The organism is Sphingomonas sp. (assembly GCF_036731925.1).
Classification (GTDB): domain Bacteria; phylum Pseudomonadota; class Alphaproteobacteria; order Sphingomonadales; family Sphingomonadaceae; genus Sphingomonas.
On the sequence record NZ_DAINDJ010000001.1, the window covers coordinates 824758 to 845242 of the forward strand.

Here is a 20485-nt window from a genome sequence, read left to right on the forward strand (position 1 = left end):
GCAGCGACCAGCCGGCACAGGCTGGCACCAATATCCATCGAAGGACATACCAATGGGACACTGGAACAAGCGCATCGCGCTGCTCCTGGGCGGGGGCACGGTCGCACTTCTCGCACATAGCCAGGCGATGGCCGCAATGCCGCGCGAGGACGCCGTTGCCGCCTCGGAGCCGGACAATGATGATCAGTCGCGCGAAGGCGAGACGATCGTCGTCACGGGCCAGCGCGCCGCGATCAAGACCGTGCAGGAGGAACAGGTGAAGAGCGCGTCGCTTGTCACCATCGTCTCCGGCGAGGAACTGCGCGCACAGCCGCAACAGAACCTGGCCGACCTGCTCACCCGCCTGCCGGGCGTGAATTCCTCGGTCGACCAGTCGCGCAACGCCGCCTCGACCGGTGAGGCGCAGTATCTCTCGATCCGCGGCCTCGACACCGCGTATAATGCCTATGCACTCGACGGCGTGCGTCTGGCGCAGACCGATGCGCGCACCCGCGCCATTTCGATGAACCTGTTGTCGCCGTTCGCGCTCTCCGAAGTCCGCGTCGACAAGGCGCCGACCGCGGCGCAGGACGGCGACGCCATTGCCGGCGTGATCGACCTGCGCACCGCTTCGCCGTTCGATTTCGGCGCGCACCATTTCCAGATCCGCGCGCAGGGCCAGATCGCCGGCCGCGCCGCCGCCCGCAACCAGGATCCCTGGGGCGGCACGATCGCACTCGAAACCGCCCAGCGCTTCGGCAATTTCGGGATCTATGCCTCGGGCTATTACGGCAAGAAGAACATCTTCAGCGAGTCCGTGGCGATCCACAAGGATTACGTGAAGCAGAACGGCAATCTGCCCGGCGCGGTGCGTGACAACCTTGCCAACGCGGTGCCGGTCGGCGTCGAGTGGAACATCTTCCAGAACAAGATCGAGCGTTTTGGCGGCACGGTGAACCTGGAGTGGAAGGGCGACAGCACCGACCTTTACGCGCGCACCACCTATGGCGAATATCGCCTGAAGAACTGGATGGACCAGACCGCCGCGCGCAAGGTGGACCTCACCGCCGGCCAGACCAACCCCAACCCGTCCAACCCGCTCGGTTCGAGCTATGACGCGGGGGGCTATCTGGCGCTCTACGGCGTGGGCGGTACCAATTACTACCGCACCGAGCACAGCAACCAGCGGCTGTTCACCACCAAGATCGGCGGCGAGAGCCGGCTGGGCGACCTGACGCTCGACTATAACGGCGCCTATTCGCGCGGTGCGACCAGCTATCCGCTGCGGATCCAGGCGAAGTGGGGCAGCCCGACTTATATCGGCGCGAACGCCACCGGCCCGGCCACCTACAAGCTCATCACCGGACTCGCCGACCGCACCAATCCGCAGGTGGTGCTGACCGACGATGCGCGCAACACGATCACCAATCTCGACAATTTCGCCCAGGCCTACACCACGGCGCAGTTCGAGGATGCGTGGGAATCCAAGCTCGAAGGCCGGCTGGACGGCACCTGGAAGTTCGGCGAGCGCGGGCTCTCGTCCATCCAGGCGGGCGGCAAGTATGAAGCTTCGAAGCGCTATTCCAACAGCCTCGGCGACGATGGCGCGCTGCAGTTCGACAAGTTCACGTCCGCCGATCCGAAACTGAGTGCGGTGCCCGGCAAGCGCCTCAACGGTTTCATGAAAGACGTGCAGGTGCCGTTCTACATCCCCGATCATGCCTGGATCGAGGCGCAGAACGCCAAGCTGTCGCTCGCCAAGCTGCCGGGGATCGATCCGGTGAAGCTGGAAGAGAACCGGCTCGACGGCAAGGAGCACCGCGCCAGCGGCTATGTGCTCGCCAATTTCGCGTTCGGCGGCCTGACGATCACCCCGGGCCTGCGCTACGAGCACAACTGGTTCCAGGGCCGCTACTGGCAGGACAATGGCAAGACGTCGGGCTTCACCACCAGCGCCCGCAGCTACGACCAGTGGCTGCCGAGCCTCGTCGCTTCCTATCGTCCGGGCGAGAACACCGTGTACCGCTTCTCGGTGCGCAAGAGCTATTCGCGCCCGGCGTTCGACCTGCTGCTCGGGCCGACCAGCGTCTCGCGCGACGACAGCGGCAAGATCACCTCGATCTTCGTGCCCAACCCCAATCTCGACGCGGTGGAGGCATGGAACGTCGATACCTCGATCGAGCACAAGGGCGCGGGCACCGACCTGTTCTCGGCTTCGCTCTACTATAAGCGCCTGAACCATGTGATGTTCTCGACCGGCTCGACCAACGCGACGGGCGATCTCAACGTGTGGACGGGGCCTGACAAGCAGCTCTCTCCGGACGGCGTCGAGATCGAGACACTGGATACCAGCGGCAAGGGTAGCGTCTACGGCGTCGAACTGTTCGCACGCTACAGCCTGAAGGGGCTGCCGGGCCTGCTCGATGGGCTGGGCTTCCAGGGCAATGTCACGCTGCAGCGCGCGGATGCGACGGTCTATGTGTCCAACGGCTATCGCCGCCAGCGCATGCCGCAGGCGCCGCAGGTGATGTTCAACACCGAGCTGTTCTGGGTGCATGGCGGCTTCAACGCCGCGCTCAACTACAACTATACCGGCAACAAACTGTACGACCTGCGCTCGTCGCAGCCGGACACCTATGTCCAGCCGGTCTCCACGATGAACGCGATCCTCAGCTATACGGTGAACCAGCACCTCACCGCCGGCGTGTCGGTGCAGAACCTGCTCGACTCGCACAGCTACTGGGCGACGGCGGGCGTCGGCAAGGCGCTGCTCTCGGTGGATCGCAAGGGCGGCTATGTCGAGGTGGGCCGCACCTACATGCTCAACCTGTCCTACGCGTTCTGAACAAAAAGGCCGGTCCGCCAAGGGAGGGAAGCGGACCGGCCTGTCATGCGCAAGCAGTTCTCTCAATCGGAAAACAAGTCGGCGCCCCACTGGGGGATCGGTTTGTGGAACGCCGACTTGTTCCAAAATGGCTGGGCCCTGCGTCAGTTCAGGGCCGGCCTGTACGCTGTTACCGGCGAAGGGAGCGGGGGGAAGCGCTGCCGATCGCGTACCAGCTGAATAGCCATGCCGCGGCGCGGCGAACATTCGGGGCGACTCCCATCCGGGTTTGTCCGTAACGGTTTTTCAACGATGCTAACGATTGCAGTCGGCGACGGACGCCAGCACCGGCGCCGCCCATTCGCGGCGGCAGATCAGCAGGTCCGGCACGCTGGTGCTCGCCTGGTTGTAGACGATCGGTGATCCATCGATGCGCGAAGCGTGCAGGCCCGCCGCCAGCGCGACCGCAACCGGCGCGCAATTATCCCATTGATGCTGGCCGCCGGAGTGGAGGTAGATTTCCGCCTCGCCGCGCACCACCGCCATCGCCTTGGCGCCCGCCGAACCCATGCCGACATGCACCGCGCCGATCGAACTGCCCACCTCGGCGCAGAGCTGGCTCGCGCGGGTGCGGCTGACCAGCATGCGCGGCGGCTGCCGGGCAGGCGCGAGGGGCGGGGGCGTGTCGCTGGCGAGCGTCAGGCCGAGCCGGGGCAGGGCGACCGCGCCCACCGCCGGCTCGCCGTCGATCGCGAGCGCGACATGCACGGCCCAGTCCTCGCGTCGCTCGGCGAATTCCCGGGTGCCGTCGAGCGGGTCGATTATCCACACCCGGCTGCGGCCGAGGCGGACAGGGTCGTCGGCAGACTCTTCGGACAGGATGGCATCGTCCGGCCGGGCCGCCCGGATGCGCTCCAGGATCAGCGCGTTGGCCTCTGCATCGCCGCGGGCGCCGCCGGCACACTCGCTCTGAATGCGGAGAAGCAGCGCGCCAGCCTCCTCGGCGATGGCATGGGCGAGTTGGGCGTCGTTCACAGCACCGGGCTCCACACGCCCATGATCGCCTCGACGATCTGCTCGGCCGCTTCCTCAGGGGTCGTGCGGGTGGTGTCGATGCGGATCTCCGGGGCGAGCGGCGGCTCATAGGGGCTGGAGATGCCGGTGAAATTGGCGATCTCGCCGGCCCGCGCCTTCTTGTAGAGCCCCTTCACGTCGCGGCGCTCCGCCTCCTCGATCGGCGTGTCGACGAAGATCTCGAAAAACTCGCCGTGGGGCAGCAGCGAGCGCACCATCGCCCGCTCGGCGCGGAACGGCGAGATGAAGGCGGTCAGCACGATCAGGCCGGCATCGGTCATCAGCTTGGCGACCTCGCCGATCCGGCGGATATTTTCCACCCGGTCCTGATCGCTGAAGCCCAAGTCGCGATTGAGCCCGTGCCGGACATTGTCACCATCGAGGAGGAAGCTGTGCTTGCCCAGCGCGTGCAGCTTCTTCTCGACCAGATTGGCAATGGTCGACTTGCCCGAGCCGGAGAGGCCGGTGAACCACAGGAGCCGCGGCTGCTGGCCCTTCTGCTGTGCGTGCGCCTCGCGGGTGATCTCCACCGCCTGCCAGTGCACGTTCTGCGCGCGGCGGAGGGCGAAATCGAGCATGCCGACGCCGACCGTGGCGTTAGTCAGCTTGTCGATCAGGATGAAGCCGCCGAGATCGTGGCTTTCGGCATAGGGCTCGAACACGATGCCGCGATCGGTGACGACCTCGGCCACGCCGATGTCGTTGAGCGCGAGCGTCTTTGCAGGTGCGCGCGCCATGGTGTTGACGTCGATCGCATGTTCGGGCGCGCGGATCACCGCGCTGACGGTCTGGGTGCCGAGCTTGAGCCAATAGGCGCGGCCGGGCAGCAGTTCCGTGGGATCCATCCAGACAAGTGTCGCCTTGAACTGGTCGGCAGCCTGCGGGGGGGCATCAGCCGCCGCGATCACGTCGCCGCGCGAGCAATCGACCTCGTCGGCGAGGGTGAGGGTCACCGATTCGCCGGCCACTGCCACTTCCTTGTCCCCGTTCATCGTAACGATGCGCGCCACCGTGCTGGTGCGGCCGGAGGGCAGGATACGGACGGGATCGCCGGGGCGGACGGTGCCGCTGGCGATCAGCCCGGCAAAGCCGCGAAAGTCGAGATTGGGCCGGTTCACCCACTGCACGGGCATGCGGAACGGCTTGATGCGATCAATGTCCGCGTCGACTTCCACGGTTTCGAGATGGTCGAGCAGGACCGGGCCGGTAAACCAGGGCGTCGCGTCGCTGCGGGTGGTGACGTTGTCGCCCTGGAACCCCGAGATCGGGATGGCGGTGAAGTCCTGGATGCCGATGGACTGCGCAAACGCGGCATAGTCGTCGACGATCCGATCGAACACGCCTTGGTCATAGTCGACCAGGTCCATCTTGTTCACCGCCACGACCAGGTGGCGAATGCCGAGCAGGTGCGCCAGAAAGCTGTGCCGCTTGGTCTGGGTCAGCACGCCCTTGCGGGCATCGATCAGGATCACGGCGAGGTCGGCGGTCGAGGCGCCGGTGACCATGTTGCGCGTGTACTGCTCGTGGCCCGGCGTGTCGGCGACGATGAACTTGCGCGTCTCGGTCGCGAAGAAGCGATAGGCGACATCGATCGTGATGCCCTGCTCGCGCTCGGCGGCGAGGCCGTCGACCAGCAGCGCGAAGTCGATCGCCTGGCCCTGGGTGCCGACGCGCCTGGAATCATTCTCCAGGGCGGAGAGCTGGTCCTCGAAGATCTGCTTCGAATCATAGAGCAGCCGGCCGATCAGCGTCGACTTCCCGTCATCGACCGAACCGCAGGTGAGGAAGCGCAGCATCGACTTCTGCTGGTGCAGTTCGAGATAGGCGGAGATGTCGGAGGCGATCAGCGCGTCGGGGCGATAGGCGGTCATCAGAAATACCCCTCCTGCTTCTTCTTCTCCATGCTGGCGGCCTGGTCATGGTCGATCGCGCGGCCCTGGCGCTCGCTCGTGGTGGTGAGCAGCATTTCCTGGATCACGCTCTCCAGCGTGTCGGCCTTGCTCTCCACCGCGCCGGTAAGCGGGTAGCAGCCGAGCGTGCGGAACCGGATCGAACGCTCGATCGGCACTTCGCCCGGGTGCAGCCGGAAGCGATCGTCATCCACCATCAGCAACATGCCGTCGCGCTCCACCGTCGGGCGCGGCGCGGCGAAGTAGAGGGGCACGATCTCGATGCCTTCCGCCAGAATGTACTGCCAGATGTCGAGCTCGGTCCAGTTGGACAGCGGGAAGACGCGGATGCTCTCACCCTTTGCCTTCCGCGCATTGTAGAGCCGCCACAGCTCCGGTCGCTGATTCTTCGGGTCCCAGCGGTGGCTGGCGGTACGGAAGCTGAAGATGCGCTCCTTGGCGCGGCTCTTCTCCTCATCGCGTCGGGCGCCGCCAAAGGCTGCATCGAAGCCGTATTTGTCGAGCGCCTGCTTCAGCCCCTCGGTCTTCCACATATCGGTGTGAAGGCCCCCATGATCGAAGGGATTGATGCCGCGCGCGATCGCCTCCGGGTTCTGGTGGACGAGCAGCTCCATGCCCGCCGCAGCCGCCGAGCGCTCGCGCAGCGCGTACATCGCCTTGAACTTCCACGTCGTGTCGACATGGAGCAGCGGGAAGGGCGGGGGCGCCGGATAGAAGGCCTTGCGGGCGAGGTGGAGCATCACCGCGCTGTCCTTCCCGATGGAATAGAGCATCACCGGGCGCTCGGCCTCGGCGACGACTTCGCGCAGGATGTGGATGCTCTCTGCCTCGAGCCGCTGAAGATGGGTCAGCGGCGAGGGGGATGCGGTGGCGGAATCCATGGTGCTCGTTTGCAGCATGGAAGGGCATGTAAAAAGCCCGGCGCGCGCACGCGATCTAGTTATTGTTTAGCGCGGCATACCCGCCCCCGCCGTTCGACCGGCGGGGGCGGGCAGGCGATCAGTCGTGGCTCGGCTTGCCGACGCCGGTGTACTGCAGGCCGGCGCGCTCGAGTTCGGCCGGCGGATAGATGTTGCGCAGGTCGACCAGCACCGGGCTGTTCAGGCTGTTCTTGATGCGGGTAAGGTCGAGGGCGCGGAACGCATCCCACTCGGTCACGATCACCAGCGCGTCGGAGCCTTCGGCCGCCGCATAGGGATTGGCGACGAACTCGACGTCGGTCAGCATCTTGCTCGCCTGCTCGACGCCCTCGGGGTCATAGGCCTTCACCGTCGCGCCCGCATCCTGCAGCGCCGCGATGATCGACAGGCTCGGCGCGTCGCGCATGTCGTCCGTGTTCGGCTTGAAGGTGAGGCCGAGGATGCCGACGGTCTTGCCACGGACGTCGCCGCCCATCGCCTTGATGACCTTGCGGCCCATCGCGCGCTTGCGGGCATCGTTCACCTGCACGGTGGCCTCGACGATGCGCAGCGGCGTCTCGTTGTCGGCCGCGGTCTTCATCAGCGCCAGCGTGTCCTTGGGGAAGCACGAGCCGCCATAGCCCGGGCCGGCGTGGAGGAACTTGCCGCCGATGCGGTTGTCCATGCCGATGCCGCGCGACACTTCCTGCACGTCCGCGCCCACCTGCTCGCACAGGTCCGCGATCTCGTTGATGAAGGTGATCTTCACTGCGAGGAATGCATTCGCCGCATACTTGATCAGCTCGCTGGTGCGGCGGCCGGTGAACAGGACGGGTGCCGACTGGTTGAGCGACAGCGGGCGGTAGATTTCCCGCATCACCTGGCGGGCGAACTCGTCCTCGGTGCCGACGACGACACGGTCGGGGCGCTTGAAGTCCTCGATCGCCGCGCCTTCGCGCAGGAATTCGGGATTCGAGACCACCTTGGCACCGCTGTTCGGGGCGACCTCGGCGATGATCCGTTCGACCTCGTCGCCGGTGCCCACCGGCACGGTCGACTTGGTGACGATCACGCTCGGCTTGGTGAGGTTCTCGGCGATCTCGCGCGCGGCGGCGAAGACATAGGAGAGATCGGCATGGCCGTCGCCGCGGCGGCTAGGCGTGCCCACCGCGATGAACACCGCGTCGGCATCCTTGACACCTTCCGCGAGATCGGTGGTGAAGGAGAGACGGCCTGCCTTGACGTTGCTGGCAACCAGATCCGCAAGGCCCGGCTCGTAGATGGGCATCACATTCTGGTGAAGCAGCTCGATCTTCCGCGCGTCCTTGTCCACGCAGACGACTTCGTGGCCGAAGTCCGAGAAACAGGCTCCGGATACCAGGCCCACATAGCCCGTGCCGATCATCGCAATGCGCACTATTTTCCCCTGTGCCGAGCGTGCTGTTGCCAGCGTTCGACCACGGCTCTTAACCGAACCTGTCGCGACCGCAAGCCACCGCAGTGCAGCATCTGCATCAGTGCGTTGGGCCGAAACGAAAAAAGGCCCGCAGGAGCGGGCCTTTTTTCACGGCATTGTTTCGGCCGGCGGCAAGGCGCCGCCGGCCTTTTACAACGGGGTTCAGAGCGGACGGATGTCGGTGCCGCCGATGCCGTCACGGAAGAAGAGGGTGAAGAAGGTCATTTTTTTGGCTCCCATTTCTGCGCTGTTCCGCGCAAGTCATTTCGTTAATGAAAAATTTACTTTCCCGCAATCGGGGATTCTGCGGAGGAAGAAGGCTGCGCAGATGTGCAGTTTGGCGTTTACCTTTCCTTCAATCACTTTCCGTAACCCTCCTTGTCCGGCGTTTCAGGGCGGGCTGGCGGCGATCGGATTAGGTTCGCGAGGACCTAAAAACCTCGGCAAATGTCGGTTTTTGGGCGAGTTTCTGCATCAGACGGTAGTTTTTCGCGTACCGGTCCATTATCGATAGGTGGCCGAACAGGCGGCGGGAGGGCATTCGGTGAGCCAGGGCTTGAAGGTGTCGGCATTGTGCCGCGTGACCAATTTCGAGACAGCGCGCCGTGTTCTCGGCAAAAATGAGCTGCATCGTGTTGCAGAAGCATTAGCAGTCCGAATCGCGGAAGGTTCGCACGCATGCGAAGTGATCGGCGTCGGGCGGGACCTGATTGAGTTCTCCCTGCGCGCGGACGACCGCGAGGCAGTGACCGCCACGCTGGAGTCGCTGCACGCGGCGCTCGATGTCCAGCAGCGGGCGTTTCTGGGCGAAACGCGTCTGGAATTTGCGGTCGGTGCCGCATGCGCACCATGCGACGAAACGGACTTGCTGCGTCTGCTGGAAGCCGCCGAGATCGCTTTGGCGCGTGCCGGCGACGAACGGGGGCTGGAGATCATCGATCTGTCCGTGGCGGACCAGGCGGTGGATCGGCTGACGCTGATTGCCGATTTGCCCCGGGCAATCGCTGCGGGGGAAATGTTCCTGCACTACCAGCCGAAGATCAACGTGCGGCAGCAGCGTGTTTCGAGCGCAGAAGCGCTGATCCGCTGGCAGCATCCCGAACGCGGCCTGGTCATGCCGGGTGACTTCATTGCTGCCGCGGAAGAGTCGGGCCAGATCGGAGCGCTGACGCTGTGGACGCTGCGCCAGGTCATCTCCGACCAGCGGCGCATGGCTGCGCGCGGGCACGACCTTCCGCTGTTCCTCAACATCTCGGGCATGCTGCTCGCCAACGCCGATTTCGTCGACGAGGTGTGCGAGATCATCACCGCCAATCCATCCGCGAAGCTGGGCTTCGAGATCACCGAGACGGCGGTTATCCGAGATCCGGAAAGCGCGATCCGACACCTGCAGCAATTCGCCGATCACGGCGTGGTGCTGGCCATCGACGATTATGGCGCCGGCCTGTCGTCGCTCGCCTATCTGAAGCAGCTTCCTGCCAAGGAGCTGAAGATCGACAAGATGTTCATCACGCAGCTGACGTCGAGCCACCGGGATCCGTTGATCGTGCGGTCTACCATCGATCTGGCGCATGCGCTGGAGATGGAGGTCACTGCGGAGGGTGTGGAAACGCCGGCGGCGCTGGCCCTCCTCAGCGTCATGGGCTGCGACCTCGTCCAGGGTTATCTGATTTCGCGTCCGGTGCCCTTTGCCGCGTTGTGCACCTATCTCGACGAGCAGGACCAACTGGCCGAGACGATGACGAACCGTCCCGTGTTTCTCCGGTCGGGAAGTTCGTGGACGCGCGCGTGAGCCGACGCGCCCTGCGCGTCGTGACCCGTCATCTTATCGGCATTATGATGGTCGCCGCTCCTAATGCGGTGTTCGCCCAGCAATTGCCGGCGGATGTCATTGCCCTTGTGGCCGATGCGAGAGAGCGGGTCGTTGATCAATCCGCCGATCCCATGCCGGTGATCGACCGGATTGATGCGATCGCATCCCGGAGTGTCGATCCAGCGCAACAGGCACTGGTTCGTGGTACCGCGTTGTGGCTCCGAGCAGAACAGCAATTGCGTACCGATCGAGTTTCCGAAGCGCGCGCGTCTTTAGATTCCGCCCTGCAGGTTGCCGCGAAGATCAGCAAGCCGGTGGTTCTTAAGGGTGATCTCCAGATCGCCTTGGGTAATCTTTTGCTGATGCAAGATAAGGCGGCGGATGCGCTTCTTGCCTTCCAGCGTGCATACCGCTTGTTCGAGGAGGTTCGTGAGCCGAGAAGCCAGGCGATCGCGCTTCAGAGCATCGGCACGTTGTATGCGACCGCATCCGATCATAATCGCGCTGAACGCTATTATCGGCAGGCGGCCTTGCTCTACGGTGGCGATCCGCTTTTTTCGCTGGCGCTGCATAATCGTCGCGGCAACGTCCTGCTGGTGCTGGAGCGATATCAGGAGGCTGACGCAGAATATCAGGCGGCCGTTGCCTTGGCCCGAAAGCTTGGCAAACCCATTCTCGAGGCGCGTATCCTCGACAATCTCGCACGCAGCCAAGTGGAAGCCGGCCATCTTGGCGCCGCGAAGTCCACCCTTACGCGTGCGATGTCGCTTTCTAGCTCAAGCGAGGCGAGCGGCTTGCGGCGTCTGTTAAACGCGACGGCAGCCAAGCTTGCCAATGATGAAGGGGATACCAAACGCGCCGCGGCGTTGATCGGAGAAACGTTCAAGGGTGTGGACCTGGCGACGACGACACAGGATTTTCGCACCCCCCATCAGATCGCCTACATAATCTACCGCCGTCTCGGCGACGATCAGCGGGCGCTCCGGCACCTGGAAGCACTGAAGCGGCTGAGCGACGAGTCGGCGAAGGTCGCAACGACCAATAGTGCTGCGCTGATGGCGGCGCGGTTCGATTATGCGAACCAGGAACTCACCATCCAGCGGCTCAAGACCGAGCAGCTGCGCAAGGCCGCACATTTCCAGCGCGTGCTGTTCCTTTCGCTCGGCGTTGCGACGCTGGTCGTCATCCTGCTGCTCAGCTTTGGCCTGTTTACCATCCGGCGCAGCCGCAATCAGGTGCGGGCGGCGAACACGGTGCTCGCCTCGACCAATGCCGCGCTCGAAAAGGCACTGCGGGCGAAGACCGAGTTTCTGGCGACGACGAGCCACGAGATTCGCACGCCGCTCAACGGCATTCTCGGCATGACTCAGGTGATGCTCACCGACAAAAGCCTGGCCACGGAGTTCCGCGACCGGCTGGAAGTCGTCCAGGGTGCCGGGCTGACGATGCGGGCGCTGGTCGACGACATCCTCGATGTCGCGAAGATCGAGAGCGGCAACCTCAGCGTGGATCCGGTGCCGATGGATTTCCGCGGGCTGGCGGAAGAAGTCGCCCGCCTTTGGACCGATCCCGCACGGGCGAAGGGGCTCGCGTTCGACGTTCGCCTGGGGGACGCGCCGGGCTGGATCGTCAGCGATCCGAGCCGGCTGCGGCAGCTTCTGTTCAATCTCCTTTCCAACGCGCTGAAGTTCACCTCCGAAGGGGCAATCGGCCTGCACGTCGCCGTCGCCCATGGCCAGGAGGGCGAGGGCGATCGGCTGCGCATCGCGGTCTCCGACACCGGCATCGGTATCCCGGCCGACAAGCTGGAGGAGATTTTCGAGAGCTTTCGGCAGGCGGATTCCAGCACGACCCGTCAATATGGCGGTACCGGGCTGGGCCTGACGATCTGTCGCAATCTGGCGGAGGCGCTCGGCGGCGGCATCGTGGTCGCGAGCGTGCCGGGTGCGGGATCGACCTTCACGATCGATCTGCCGCTCGTTCCTGCCGAAGCGCCTGCTGCGGTCCCGCCGGTGGACGAAGCGGGCACCGGAGTTCTGATTGTCGAGCGCAATCCGATCACTCGCGCGATGCTGCGCACCCTGTTCGAGGCGGTGGCCGATCGGGTGCGATTCGCCAAGGATGGTGATGAAGCGTTGCAGCTACTCGAATTGGAGCAGTTCGCCGCGCTAGTTATTGACGAGGCGACGCTCGCCACCGCAACGAGCACTGTATTGGAAGACCTCGCAACCCTTTGCCGGGCACAGCCCCATCTGCGTTCCACCCTGCTGTGGAGCGGTGGCAGCGCCGAACAACATGCGCAATTTCTGGACGCCGGCATAACCCAGGTGATAGAAAAGCCCGTCGCCGGGACCGAACTGGTAACTGCGGCAATGCCCGCGTCCGCGCGGAAAAACGACATTCTGGGGAACGACCCGCTTGTTTCGCAAGCGGCTTAGGGCGATAACACACCTCGACATGCAAATCTTGGCCGGAACGCTGGTGTCTGCCCAGAAGGGCGAGCGTCGATGAACGTCCTGTTCATCGAGGACGATCCGATGAATCGGCGCGTCGTGAAGGACATGTTGGACGTGGCCGGCGCGACCATGGCCGAGGCCGCGTGGGCGGAGGAAGGTCTTGCTCGGATCGACGATGAGTCCTTCGACATCATCCTTGTCGATCTGCGCATGCCCGGCACCGACGGGTTCGAGACGATCCGCCAGATTCGTGCGCGTGCCGACGCCAAGGCAGAACTGCCGATCATCGTCGTCACGGCCGATACCGCACTCGATCTGCGCGAGCGCTGCCTGGCGACCGGCGCCGACGACGTGCTTTTCAAGCCGGTGGCGATGGACGCGCTGTTCGATGCGATCGGGCGGGTGCTGGCGAAGCGCGGCGGAGCGATCCTCGCCTGAGCGTCAGTCCTCGGCGATCCGGCTGTTGCGGGCGGTGTCGCGCATCGTCGCATAGGTGATCAGCGAGATGCCGATCATCGCCGTGACGTACCAGTAGAAGCCGCGTTCCCAGCCTTCGTGCTTGAACCACAGCGCGACGGATGGCGCCGTGCCTCCGAAAATCGCGTTCGCCAGCGCATAGGGCAGCGCGACGCCCAGCGTGCGAATGTGCGCGGGGAACAGCTCTGCCTTCACCACGGCGTTGATCGCGGTGTAGCCGGTCACGATCAGAAGCGCGGCGGTCATCAGCCAGAAGGCGCTGATGCCGTCGCGGACGCTCTCCAGCGCGACGAAGATCGGGTAGGTGAAGCACACGCCCAGCACGCCGAAGCCGATCATCAGCGGTTTGCGACCAACCCGATCGGACAGCGCGCCCGCAAGCGGCTGGACGAGCATGAATACGAACAATGCCGCCGCATTCACCTGTGTGGCGGCTGCGTCGGAGAAGCCGGCGGTCTTCTTGAGGAAGGTGATCGGGTAGATGGTATAGGCATAGAAGGCGAGGGTGCCGCCGGCGGTGAGCAACAGCACCAGCATCGCCTCGCGCGGGTGCTGGCGGAACAGCGCAAAGGCGCCCGATTCGGCCTGCCGATCGCGTCTGGCGAAGCTTTCGGTCTCGGCCAGGCGGCGGCGCAGCCAATAGACCAGCAGCGCCAGCGCGCCGCCCAGCGCGAAGGGCAAGCGCCAGCCCCATTCGCGCAGGCTTCCCTCCGGCAGCACCGCCTGCAGCCCGATCAGCGCCACCAGGGCGGTCAGCTGGCCCGAGATCAGCGTGACATATTGAAAGCTGGAGAAGAAGCCGCGGTGCCGCCGCCCGGCCATTTCCGAGAGATAGGTGGCGCTGGCGCCATATTCGCCGCCGAGGGACAGCCCCTGGAGCAGGCGCGCGAGCACCAGCGCGGCGGTCGCCAGCCAGCCGATCGCGGCATAGCTCGGCGTCGCGGCGATCAGGAGGGAGCCCGCGCACATCAGCGTCACCGACAGACTGAGCCCCGCCTTGCGGCCATGCCGGTCGCCGTAGACGCCCATCAGCCAGCCGCCGATCGGCCGCATGAAGAAACCGATCGCGAACACGATCCAGGCGTTCAGGTCCTGCGCGGTGCCGGGCGCGAAGAAGTGCGGGGCAAGGTAGCTGGCGAGCGCGGCATAAGCGTACCAGTCATACCATTCGACAAGGTTGCCGGCCGATCCGCCGAGGATCGAGCGAAGTCGCGTGCCGCGATCGAGCGGTGCATCGGGAGCATGGGCCATGCACTCGTCTATAGCAAAGCGCCGCCCGCCGGAAAGGCGCGTGCAGGGGTACTGCCCCTCGGCGAGCGGCGCAGATCGCGCGGAAAGCCTAGCGCGCGATCCCGATCACCGCGGTGGCGGTGTAGCCTGTGTCGACGCTGCCGCGCATCGCGGGCGTCTGCTGCGCGATCTGGGCGGCGCTGTTGTCGCCGAATACATTGTCGCGGGCGATCGACACGCCCGACAGATTGCTGAGGCTCGAACTATAGCCGCTTGCCGAGGCGTAAACCGTGCTGCACGTGGCGGCGGGCATCGCCAGCTGCGAGACCAGCGTGGCGTAGCGGCCGCTGGTGGCGGTGGCGAGGCTTGAGAACACCTCGAAATGGATATGCGGCCAGCGCCCGGCGTAGCAGCCGGGGAAGATGGTGGTGAAGGTCACCTGCCCGTTGGCATCGGTCACGCCGACGCCGCGTAGATAGCTCTCATTCGGCAGATCGTAGAGCGAATATTTCCCGTTGCGGTCGCAGTGCCACAGATACACCGCATAGCCGGCCAGCGGCGCGCACTTCGTGTTGACGTCCACCACCGTCAGGGTGAGCGTCAGCTGGACGCCCGCGGCCACCGTCGTCGCGCTGCCGATGAAGCTGGGCCGGATGTCGCTTCGGACGACGTTGCTTGCGGTCAGCGCGTTCGATGTCAGTCCCGAAGAGGTGTTGGTGCCGTCGGCAGGGTAGGGGCCGTTGGTCTCGGTCGGATCGACGACACAGCTGCCCCCGCTCGCCCCCGTCGGTGTCGGCGTCGGGGTGGGGGTGGGCGTCGCGCTCGGGCTTGGTGTCGGGGTCGCGCTGGCGGCGGTGGCGCTGCTCCCGCCATTGCCGCCGTCGCAGGCCGCCAGCACGGCGGCAGTGCCCGCGCCGGTGAACCAGCGCAGCGCGCGCCGCCTGCTGGCGAGCGCGTTCATCGCGCGGAGATCGTCCGCCAGCCCGTGATCATGATGTTCGGTGTCGTCCAAGCCTGCCCTCCTATCGTGGAGGATCAGGTGGCGGGCGCAGATCGCATGCCGATTTCACGCCCGTTTCATTGTTGCTTCATGTTGCAAGCGGCAAGCGCACCATCACGCGTCCGCCGGCACGGTCGGGACGGTTCTCCAGCGTGACGGTGCCGCCGTGCAGTTCGACGATCGATCGGACGATGGCGAGCCCGAGCCCGGTGCCGCCCGTCGCGCGGTTGCGCGAGCTTTCTCCCCGCACGAAGGGGGCGAAGAGCTTCTCTGCCTGTGCAGGATCGAAGCCCGGCCCCTCGTCGTCAACCTGGATCTCGCCATGCCCGTCGCGCACGCGCCAGCCGATTTCCGCCCGTTGGCCGTAGCGGATGGCATTCTCCACGAGATTCCCGAAAAGCCGTCGCAAGGCCTGCGGCTCGCCGATCAGCACCATCCGGGGGCCCGGCTCCACGGTCACTGGCTTTCCCGCCGCGGCGAGGTCGTCCGCGAGGCTTTCGATCACGCTGCCGAGATCCAGCCGGACCATGTCGCCGTGCTCCCGGATGTCGCGCGTGAACTGGAGCGTGACGGAGAGCATCGCGCGCATCTCGCCGATATCGGCCACGGCGCGCTCCCGGGCTGCCTCGGGGAGCTGCTCGATCCAGAAGGCGAGGCGCGAAAGCGGCGTGCCCAGGTCATGGGCCATGGCTGCCAGCATTACCGTGCGATTCTCCGCCTGCTGGAGGATGCGCGCCTGCATCGCCTCCATGGCGCGGCCCAGCTCGCGAATCTCGCGCGGGCCGTCCAGCGGGATCGCCTCGGGCGCGCCCAGCCGCGCGCGGGTGGCGGCCTCCGCCAGGCGCCGGATCGGCCGCGAGATGCGCCGCGCGGCCGCCCAGGCGAGCAGGGACAGGATGATCAGCGTGAGCAGCATCCATTGCAGGATGGCGATGCGCCAGCGTCCAAGCGCGGGGCCCCGGCTGACCGACGCCACCAGCCAGCCCCTGTCGGTGCGGCGACCCACCGTGAAGCTGCCATGGATGTCCTGGTCCGGATCGTTGGCGGGCCATTCATAATAGCCGCGGATCTGGTCTGCAGGCACGGGCAGGAGGATGGCGATCGCGCGATCGCGCTCGGGCGAGGCGCGCTCCTCGCTGCGGCCGAAACGGTCATTCTCCGCGAGATACAGGCTGATCTTCTGGCCGTGGTGCGCGGGTGGCGCGCGCCCGGTGCGGAGCGCATCCGCCACCCGGGCGATCGGAATGGGGGCGGAGCCGGGCGGGGGGCCCTGGAACACCACGGCGAACTGCACGAGCATCACGACCGCCGCCGAGGTAATGGCGAACAGCATCATCGGAACGACGATGGATGCCGGTCGGCGGATCACTTGGTAGTGACTTCGGCGACGAACATATAGCCTTCGTTGCGGATGGTGCGGATCAGCTCGTCGGCATCGGAGCGCGCGAGCTTCTTGCGCAGCCGGCTCATCTGGACGTCGATGGCACGGTCAAAATGCTCGGCATGGGCGCCGCGCGAATAGTCGAGCAGGGCGTCACGGGTCAGTACCCGGCGCGGCCGTTCCACCAGCGCCAGCAGCAGGCGGAACTCGCCGTCCGAAAGGTTGATCAGAACGCCTTCCGGATCATAGAGCTGGCGCCCCACCGGATCCAGCCGCCAGCCTGCGAAGCGCAGATAGCTGCGCTCCAGCGCCCCACTGATCGTGGGGGCGGCGACCGCGCGACGCAGCACGGAGCGGATCCGGGCCAGCAATTCGCGCGGGTTGGCCGGCTTGGCGATATAATCGTCTGCACCCATCTCCAGGCCGACGATCCGGTCGATATCCTCGCTCAGCACCGAATGGAGGATCACTGCCGGGCCCGACTGCCGATCCATGGTCCGCAGGATCGACAGACCGTCCTCGCCCGGCATCATCAGGTCCAGCACGACCAGTGCATAGCTTTTCGATGCGACGGCGGCGCGCATGGTGGTCGCGTCCTCCGCCGTGTCCACGACATAGCCGTGCTGGGCCAGGAAGGCGGCGGTAAGCTCGCGGATCCCGGGGTCGTCGTCGACAATCAACAGGCGGGTTTCTAGATCCACGGAGGAGACTGACTGCATCATGAATGGGTATTGCGACCCGAATCTATCGGCCGGGTTACGGCGCTGCAATCTGGTGTAATGCATTTCTCGCCGCTCGTACCCGCAGGATCGGCTCTTTGCGGCGAGGCGCACACGCTTTTGCTTGAAGAATCGCAACGGCGCTGATAGGAGGCCCGTTCGACGCCGCAACTATGGTTTCGGCGGCCCCTTGCTATTGAGTTTGATCGGAGCTGTACGACTTTATGCAAATCATCGTTCGCGACAACAACGTCGACCAGGCGCTGCGGGCGCTCAAGAAGAAGCTGCAGCGTGAAGGCGTTTATCGTGAGATGAAGCTGCGCCGTCACTACGAGAAGCCCAGCGAAAAGCGCGCTCGTGAGCGTGCCGCCGCCGTGCGTCGCGCCCGCAAGCTGGAGCGCAAGCGCATGGAGCGCGACAGCGCCCGTTGAGGCCTGCCCGGCGCGCGTGAACGTGCGCGCGCCGTATTCTCTGTTCTCATCATAACAGGGGCGCGAGCCCCTGCCGGAGTCCGATCATGTCGGTGACCGCCGTTCCGCTCCAGCCCGTCAAGGGCAGCTACAAGCTCTGGATCTGGTTGGGGGTGCTGGCGGCGGCCGCCATCGCCTTCGCGCTCGCATGGGGTGGCACCCGCACGCCCGTCGCATCGCATCTCGATGCCGATGGGTTCATGGCGTGGCACAAGAACCAGCCGGGTATCCAGACCACTGCGTCGGGCCTGCAGTATCAGGTGATCGAGGCCGGAAGCGGCGCCAACCCTGCCGAGCAGGACGGTGTCGTCACCGAGATTCGCGGCGTGCTGCGTAGCGGCAAGGAATTCCAGCCGAAGACGCCGATGCGCTTCCAGATCGGCCAGCCGATGATCCCGGGCTTCACCGAGGGCGTGAAGCTGATGAAGAAGGGTGCCCGCTATCGCTTCTGGCTCCCGCCGAAGCTGGGCTATGGCGCCGAGGGCGGCCAGCAGAACGAACTGTCCGACCAGGTGCTGATCTTCGACGTGAACATGCAGGAACTGGTGCCTGCCGCAGTCATCCGCCAGATGATGCAGCAGCAGCAGCAAGGCGGCATGCCGCAGGGCGCAGGCGAGCCCACGGGCGAGTAATCGGCTTCCCAGACCAGCAAGTTTCGAAAAGCCCGCGAGCGATCCTCGCGGGCTTTTTCGTGTCTGTTTCAGATAGCGGTGGCGAGGAAGCGACGCTGGGTGCCGTCCAGGCAAAGTGCGGTGAGCCTGCCGGTTGCGCTCGCGCCGGTATCGATCGCGATGCGATTCGGGTGGACTTCCGGTTCGCCCACGACGGTGTGCCCATGCACCACCAGCACGCCGTGCTCGGCGGTGCTGCGCAGGAAGGGGGTGCGGATCCAGCGAAGATCCTGCGGGCTTTGTGCGCCAAGCGGTACGCCGGGACGAATGCCGGCATGGACGAACAGCACATCCCCCAACCGCAGCGAATCGGGAAGCGCGCGGAGCAGCGCCTGGTGTGCCTCCGGGATCGCCGCGCGCAGCAGCGCGGGCGCCGCGGCGGGATCGGCCAGCAACGCGATCGGATCGAGGCCGTAGCTCATCGCGCATTCCTCCCCGCCGAAATGCAGCCAGGTCTCAAGGTCGCGCAGATCGCCGTCGAGCAGCGCGACCAGCATGGCCTCGTGGTTGCCGCCGAGGATCGTCAGGCGCGGATCGATCGCCTGCCGCGCCAGCAGCAGGTCGAGCACCCCGCGTGACTCCGGGCCGCGATCGATCAGGTCCCCGAGCAGGATCAGGTGGTCGCAGGGGCGCGGATCGGTCGCCCGCTCCGCATCGATTCGAGTGAGCAGGTCCTCGAGCAGGTCGCGCCGGCCATGCACGTCACCGATCGCATAGGCGCGCGTGCCCGCCGGCAGGCGATAGTCCGCCGGCCCGGTGCGGCGGAACAGCGCGCCGAACATCCTCAACCGGCGAGGCGCAGGCCGGCGGCGATGCTGTCGGGCGCTGGCTGGTCGGGCCAGATACCGCGCGTGTCGTAGACCAGCTTGCCCGCGCGCTCGTCGATCGGGACCGACTTGAAGAGATCATGGTCCACGAGGACGATGAAGATCGGGCAGCTTTCGATCGCGCTGTCGATGTCGGTGAGCGTCGCGCCGGTGGCGGCGAGGGGAGGGGGAAGCGCCTGCGCATAGGGCTCGACGATGCGGACGCGCGGGCCGTGCCGCTCGGCGATCGCCTGCGCCACCTTGAGCGCCGGGCTCTCGCGGAAATCGTCGATGTTCGCCTTGAAGGCGAGGCCCAGGCACGCGATCGGCGCGCCGGGCAGCCTGGCGATCAGCGCCTCGGCGCGGTCGATGGTGTGGGCGACCTTGCCGTCGTTCACTTCGCGGGCGGTGCGGATCAGCGGGCTTTGCGCGGGGTTGGAATGGACGAGGAACCACGGATCCACCGCGATGCAGTGGCCGCCCACGCCCGGGCCCGGCGAGAGGATGTTGACGCGCGGATGCCGGTTGGCGAGGCGGATCACTTCCCACACGTCTACCCCCATGCCCTCGGCCAGAATCGACAGCTCGTTGGCGAAGGCGATGTTGACGTCGCGGAAGGCATTCTCCGTCAGCTTGGTCATTTCCGCCGCCCGCGCGGTGGTGGTGACGCAGGCGCCGCGGACGAAGCGGCGGTAGAAATGCAGCGCCTTGCGGGCGCACCGCGGGGTGATGCCGCCGATAACCCGGTCATTCTCGATCAGCTCCACCAGGATGCGTCCGGGCAGCACCCGCTCGGGGCAGTAGGCGATAGCGATATCGGCGCTTCCGTTGCTGTGGCCGGGCACCTTCAGGTCCGGACGCAGTGCCGCGAGCAGCTCGGCGACCTTCTCGGTGGTGCCGACGGGCGAGGTGGATTCGAGGATCACCACGTCGCCCGCCTTCAGCACCGTCGCGATGGTGGTCGTGGCCTGCAGGACATAGCCGATGTCGGGCGCGTGGTTCGCGCCGAACGGGGTCGGCACGGCGATGACGAACACGTCCGACGGCTCGATCGTCAGCGCGGCACGAAGATTGCCGCGGGCGACCACGCCCGAAACCAGGCCGTCGAGGTCGATCTCCTCGATATGGACCCGGCCGGAATTCACGGTCTCGACCACGTCTGCATCGACGTCGATGCCCAGCACCTGTGCGCCGGTTCGCGCGATCACCGCCGCGGTGGGAAGCCCGATATAGCCGAGGCCGAGCACCGCGACCTTCGGCTCTGTGGTGACAAGCATCGCAAACTCCGGGCGAAATCAGGAGCCGCGATCATGGCAGAGA

General features: G+C 65.7%; 17 protein-coding genes. 7 read left to right on the forward strand and 10 right to left on the reverse strand.

The window, feature by feature from the left end:
• The first annotated feature begins 52 nt into the window (after positions 1 to 52).
• Positions 53 to 2824 (forward strand): TonB-dependent receptor, encoded by a 2772-nt coding sequence (locus V7E00_RS04265; protein WP_333571433.1) that lies wholly within the window; start codon positions 53 to 55, stop codon positions 2822 to 2824.
• A 294-nt stretch (positions 2825 to 3118) separates the two neighbouring features.
• Here the strand turns inward: V7E00_RS04265 and V7E00_RS04270 are convergent, their stop codons facing one another.
• The 4 genes from V7E00_RS04270 to V7E00_RS04285 all read right to left on the reverse strand — a co-directional run bounded on the left by V7E00_RS04270 (position 3119) and on the right by V7E00_RS04285 (position 8103).
• Entirely contained in the window at positions 3119 to 3838 is a 720-nt protein-coding gene (locus tag V7E00_RS04270; RefSeq protein ID WP_333571434.1) for a 3'(2'),5'-bisphosphate nucleotidase CysQ, read from the reverse strand.
• Positions 3835 to 5748 carry a sulfate adenylyltransferase subunit CysN gene (gene cysN, locus V7E00_RS04275; RefSeq protein ID WP_333571435.1) on the reverse strand — a complete coding sequence of 638 codons (1914 nt, stop codon included), beginning with the start codon at positions 5746 to 5748 and terminating at the stop codon, positions 3835 to 3837. Before cysN ends, V7E00_RS04270 begins: the two co-directional genes overlap by 4 nt.
• The gene (cysD, locus tag V7E00_RS04280) at positions 5748 to 6686 is read right to left on the reverse strand and encodes a sulfate adenylyltransferase subunit CysD (protein ID WP_333571436.1); all 939 of its coding nucleotides are present in this window, start codon (positions 6684 to 6686) and stop codon (positions 5748 to 5750) included. Before cysD ends, cysN begins: the two co-directional genes overlap by 1 nt.
• Before the next feature lie 100 nt (positions 6687 to 6786).
• Positions 6787 to 8103 carry a UDP-glucose dehydrogenase family protein gene (locus V7E00_RS04285; RefSeq protein ID WP_333571437.1) on the reverse strand — a complete coding sequence of 439 codons (1317 nt, stop codon included), beginning with the start codon at positions 8101 to 8103 and terminating at the stop codon, positions 6787 to 6789.
• Here V7E00_RS04285 and V7E00_RS04290 point away from each other — a divergent pair.
• The 4 genes from V7E00_RS04290 to V7E00_RS04305 all read left to right on the forward strand — a co-directional run bounded on the left by V7E00_RS04290 (position 8081) and on the right by V7E00_RS04305 (position 12849).
• Positions 8081 to 8656 (forward strand): hypothetical protein, encoded by a 576-nt coding sequence (locus tag V7E00_RS04290; RefSeq protein ID WP_333571438.1) that lies wholly within the window; start codon positions 8081 to 8083, stop codon positions 8654 to 8656. The genes V7E00_RS04285 and V7E00_RS04290 overlap by 23 nt on opposite strands.
• Positions 8657 to 9934: a putative bifunctional diguanylate cyclase/phosphodiesterase gene (locus V7E00_RS04295; protein WP_333571439.1), complete on the forward strand. Its 1278-nt coding sequence runs from the start codon at positions 8657 to 8659 to the stop codon at positions 9932 to 9934.
• Positions 9919 to 12393, forward strand: a complete 2475-nt coding sequence (locus tag V7E00_RS04300; protein WP_333571440.1) for an ATP-binding protein — start codon at positions 9919 to 9921, stop codon at positions 12391 to 12393. Before V7E00_RS04295 ends, V7E00_RS04300 begins: the two co-directional genes overlap by 16 nt.
• Positions 12394 to 12462: 69 nt before the next feature.
• Positions 12463 to 12849, forward strand: coding sequence for a response regulator (locus V7E00_RS04305; RefSeq protein WP_333571441.1), 387 nt, complete (start codon positions 12463 to 12465; stop codon positions 12847 to 12849).
• 3 nt (positions 12850 to 12852) lie between these two features.
• On the opposite strand, the gene V7E00_RS04310 is transcribed toward V7E00_RS04305, so the two are convergent.
• From V7E00_RS04310 to V7E00_RS04325, 4 genes are all read right to left on the reverse strand, one after another.
• Entirely contained in the window at positions 12853 to 14139 is a 1287-nt protein-coding gene (locus V7E00_RS04310) for an MFS transporter (protein ID WP_333571442.1), read from the reverse strand.
• An 88-nt stretch (positions 14140 to 14227) separates the two neighbouring features.
• The gene (locus tag V7E00_RS04315; protein ID WP_443019169.1) at positions 14228 to 15079 is read right to left on the reverse strand and encodes a dioxygenase family protein; all 852 of its coding nucleotides are present in this window, start codon (positions 15077 to 15079) and stop codon (positions 14228 to 14230) included.
• A 127-nt stretch (positions 15080 to 15206) separates the two neighbouring features.
• Positions 15207 to 16454 (reverse strand): ATP-binding protein, encoded by a 1248-nt coding sequence (locus V7E00_RS04320; protein ID WP_333571444.1) that lies wholly within the window; start codon positions 16452 to 16454, stop codon positions 15207 to 15209.
• A 29-nt stretch (positions 16455 to 16483) separates the two neighbouring features.
• Complete coding sequence (locus V7E00_RS04325) at positions 16484 to 17221, reverse strand: response regulator transcription factor (RefSeq protein WP_333571445.1); 738 nt, start codon at positions 17219 to 17221, stop codon at positions 16484 to 16486.
• Between the two features lie 221 nt (positions 17222 to 17442).
• Between V7E00_RS04325 and rpsU the strand changes: the two genes are divergently transcribed.
• Complete coding sequence (gene rpsU / locus V7E00_RS04330; RefSeq protein WP_010545388.1) at positions 17443 to 17649, forward strand: 30S ribosomal protein S21; 207 nt, start codon at positions 17443 to 17445, stop codon at positions 17647 to 17649.
• An 86-nt stretch (positions 17650 to 17735) separates the two neighbouring features.
• Positions 17736 to 18320, forward strand: a complete 585-nt coding sequence (locus tag V7E00_RS04335; protein ID WP_333571446.1) for an FKBP-type peptidyl-prolyl cis-trans isomerase — start codon at positions 17736 to 17738, stop codon at positions 18318 to 18320.
• Between the two features lie 68 nt (positions 18321 to 18388).
• On the opposite strand, the gene V7E00_RS04340 is transcribed toward V7E00_RS04335, so the two are convergent.
• Positions 18389 to 19141, reverse strand: coding sequence for a metallophosphoesterase family protein (locus tag V7E00_RS04340; protein WP_333571447.1), 753 nt, complete (start codon positions 19139 to 19141; stop codon positions 18389 to 18391).
• A 2-nt stretch (positions 19142 to 19143) separates the two neighbouring features.
• Complete coding sequence (gene wecC / locus V7E00_RS04345; RefSeq protein WP_333571448.1) at positions 19144 to 20442, reverse strand: UDP-N-acetyl-D-mannosamine dehydrogenase; 1299 nt, start codon at positions 20440 to 20442, stop codon at positions 19144 to 19146.
• Positions 20443 to 20485: the final 43 nt, after the last annotated feature.

Coding starts and splice junctions, on each gene's coding strand:
- V7E00_RS04265 (WP_333571433.1), top strand. CDS start 53: ATGGGACACTGGAACAAGCGCATCGCGCTGCTCCTGGGCGGGGGCACG.
- cysN (WP_333571435.1), bottom strand. CDS start 5,748: ATGACCGCCTATCGCCCCGACGCGCTGATCGCCTCCGACATCTCCGCC.
- cysD (WP_333571436.1), bottom strand. CDS start 6,686: ATGCTGCAAACGAGCACCATGGATTCCGCCACCGCATCCCCCTCGCCG.
- V7E00_RS04305 (WP_333571441.1), top strand. CDS start 12,463: ATGAACGTCCTGTTCATCGAGGACGATCCGATGAATCGGCGCGTCGTG.
- V7E00_RS04310 (WP_333571442.1), bottom strand. CDS start 14,139: ATGGCCCATGCTCCCGATGCACCGCTCGATCGCGGCACGCGACTTCGC.
- V7E00_RS04315 (WP_443019169.1), bottom strand. CDS start 15,079: ATGAACGCGCTCGCCAGCAGGCGGCGCGCGCTGCGCTGGTTCACCGGC.
- V7E00_RS04320 (WP_333571444.1), bottom strand. CDS start 16,454: ATGATGCTGTTCGCCATTACCTCGGCGGCGGTCGTGATGCTCGTGCAG.
- V7E00_RS04325 (WP_333571445.1), bottom strand. CDS start 17,221: ATGATGCAGTCAGTCTCCTCCGTGGATCTAGAAACCCGCCTGTTGATT.
- rpsU (WP_010545388.1), top strand. CDS start 17,443: ATGCAAATCATCGTTCGCGACAACAACGTCGACCAGGCGCTGCGGGCG.
- V7E00_RS04335 (WP_333571446.1), top strand. CDS start 17,736: ATGTCGGTGACCGCCGTTCCGCTCCAGCCCGTCAAGGGCAGCTACAAG.
- V7E00_RS04340 (WP_333571447.1), bottom strand. CDS start 19,141: ATGTTCGGCGCGCTGTTCCGCCGCACCGGGCCGGCGGACTATCGCCTG.
- wecC (WP_333571448.1), bottom strand. CDS start 20,442: ATGCTTGTCACCACAGAGCCGAAGGTCGCGGTGCTCGGCCTCGGCTAT.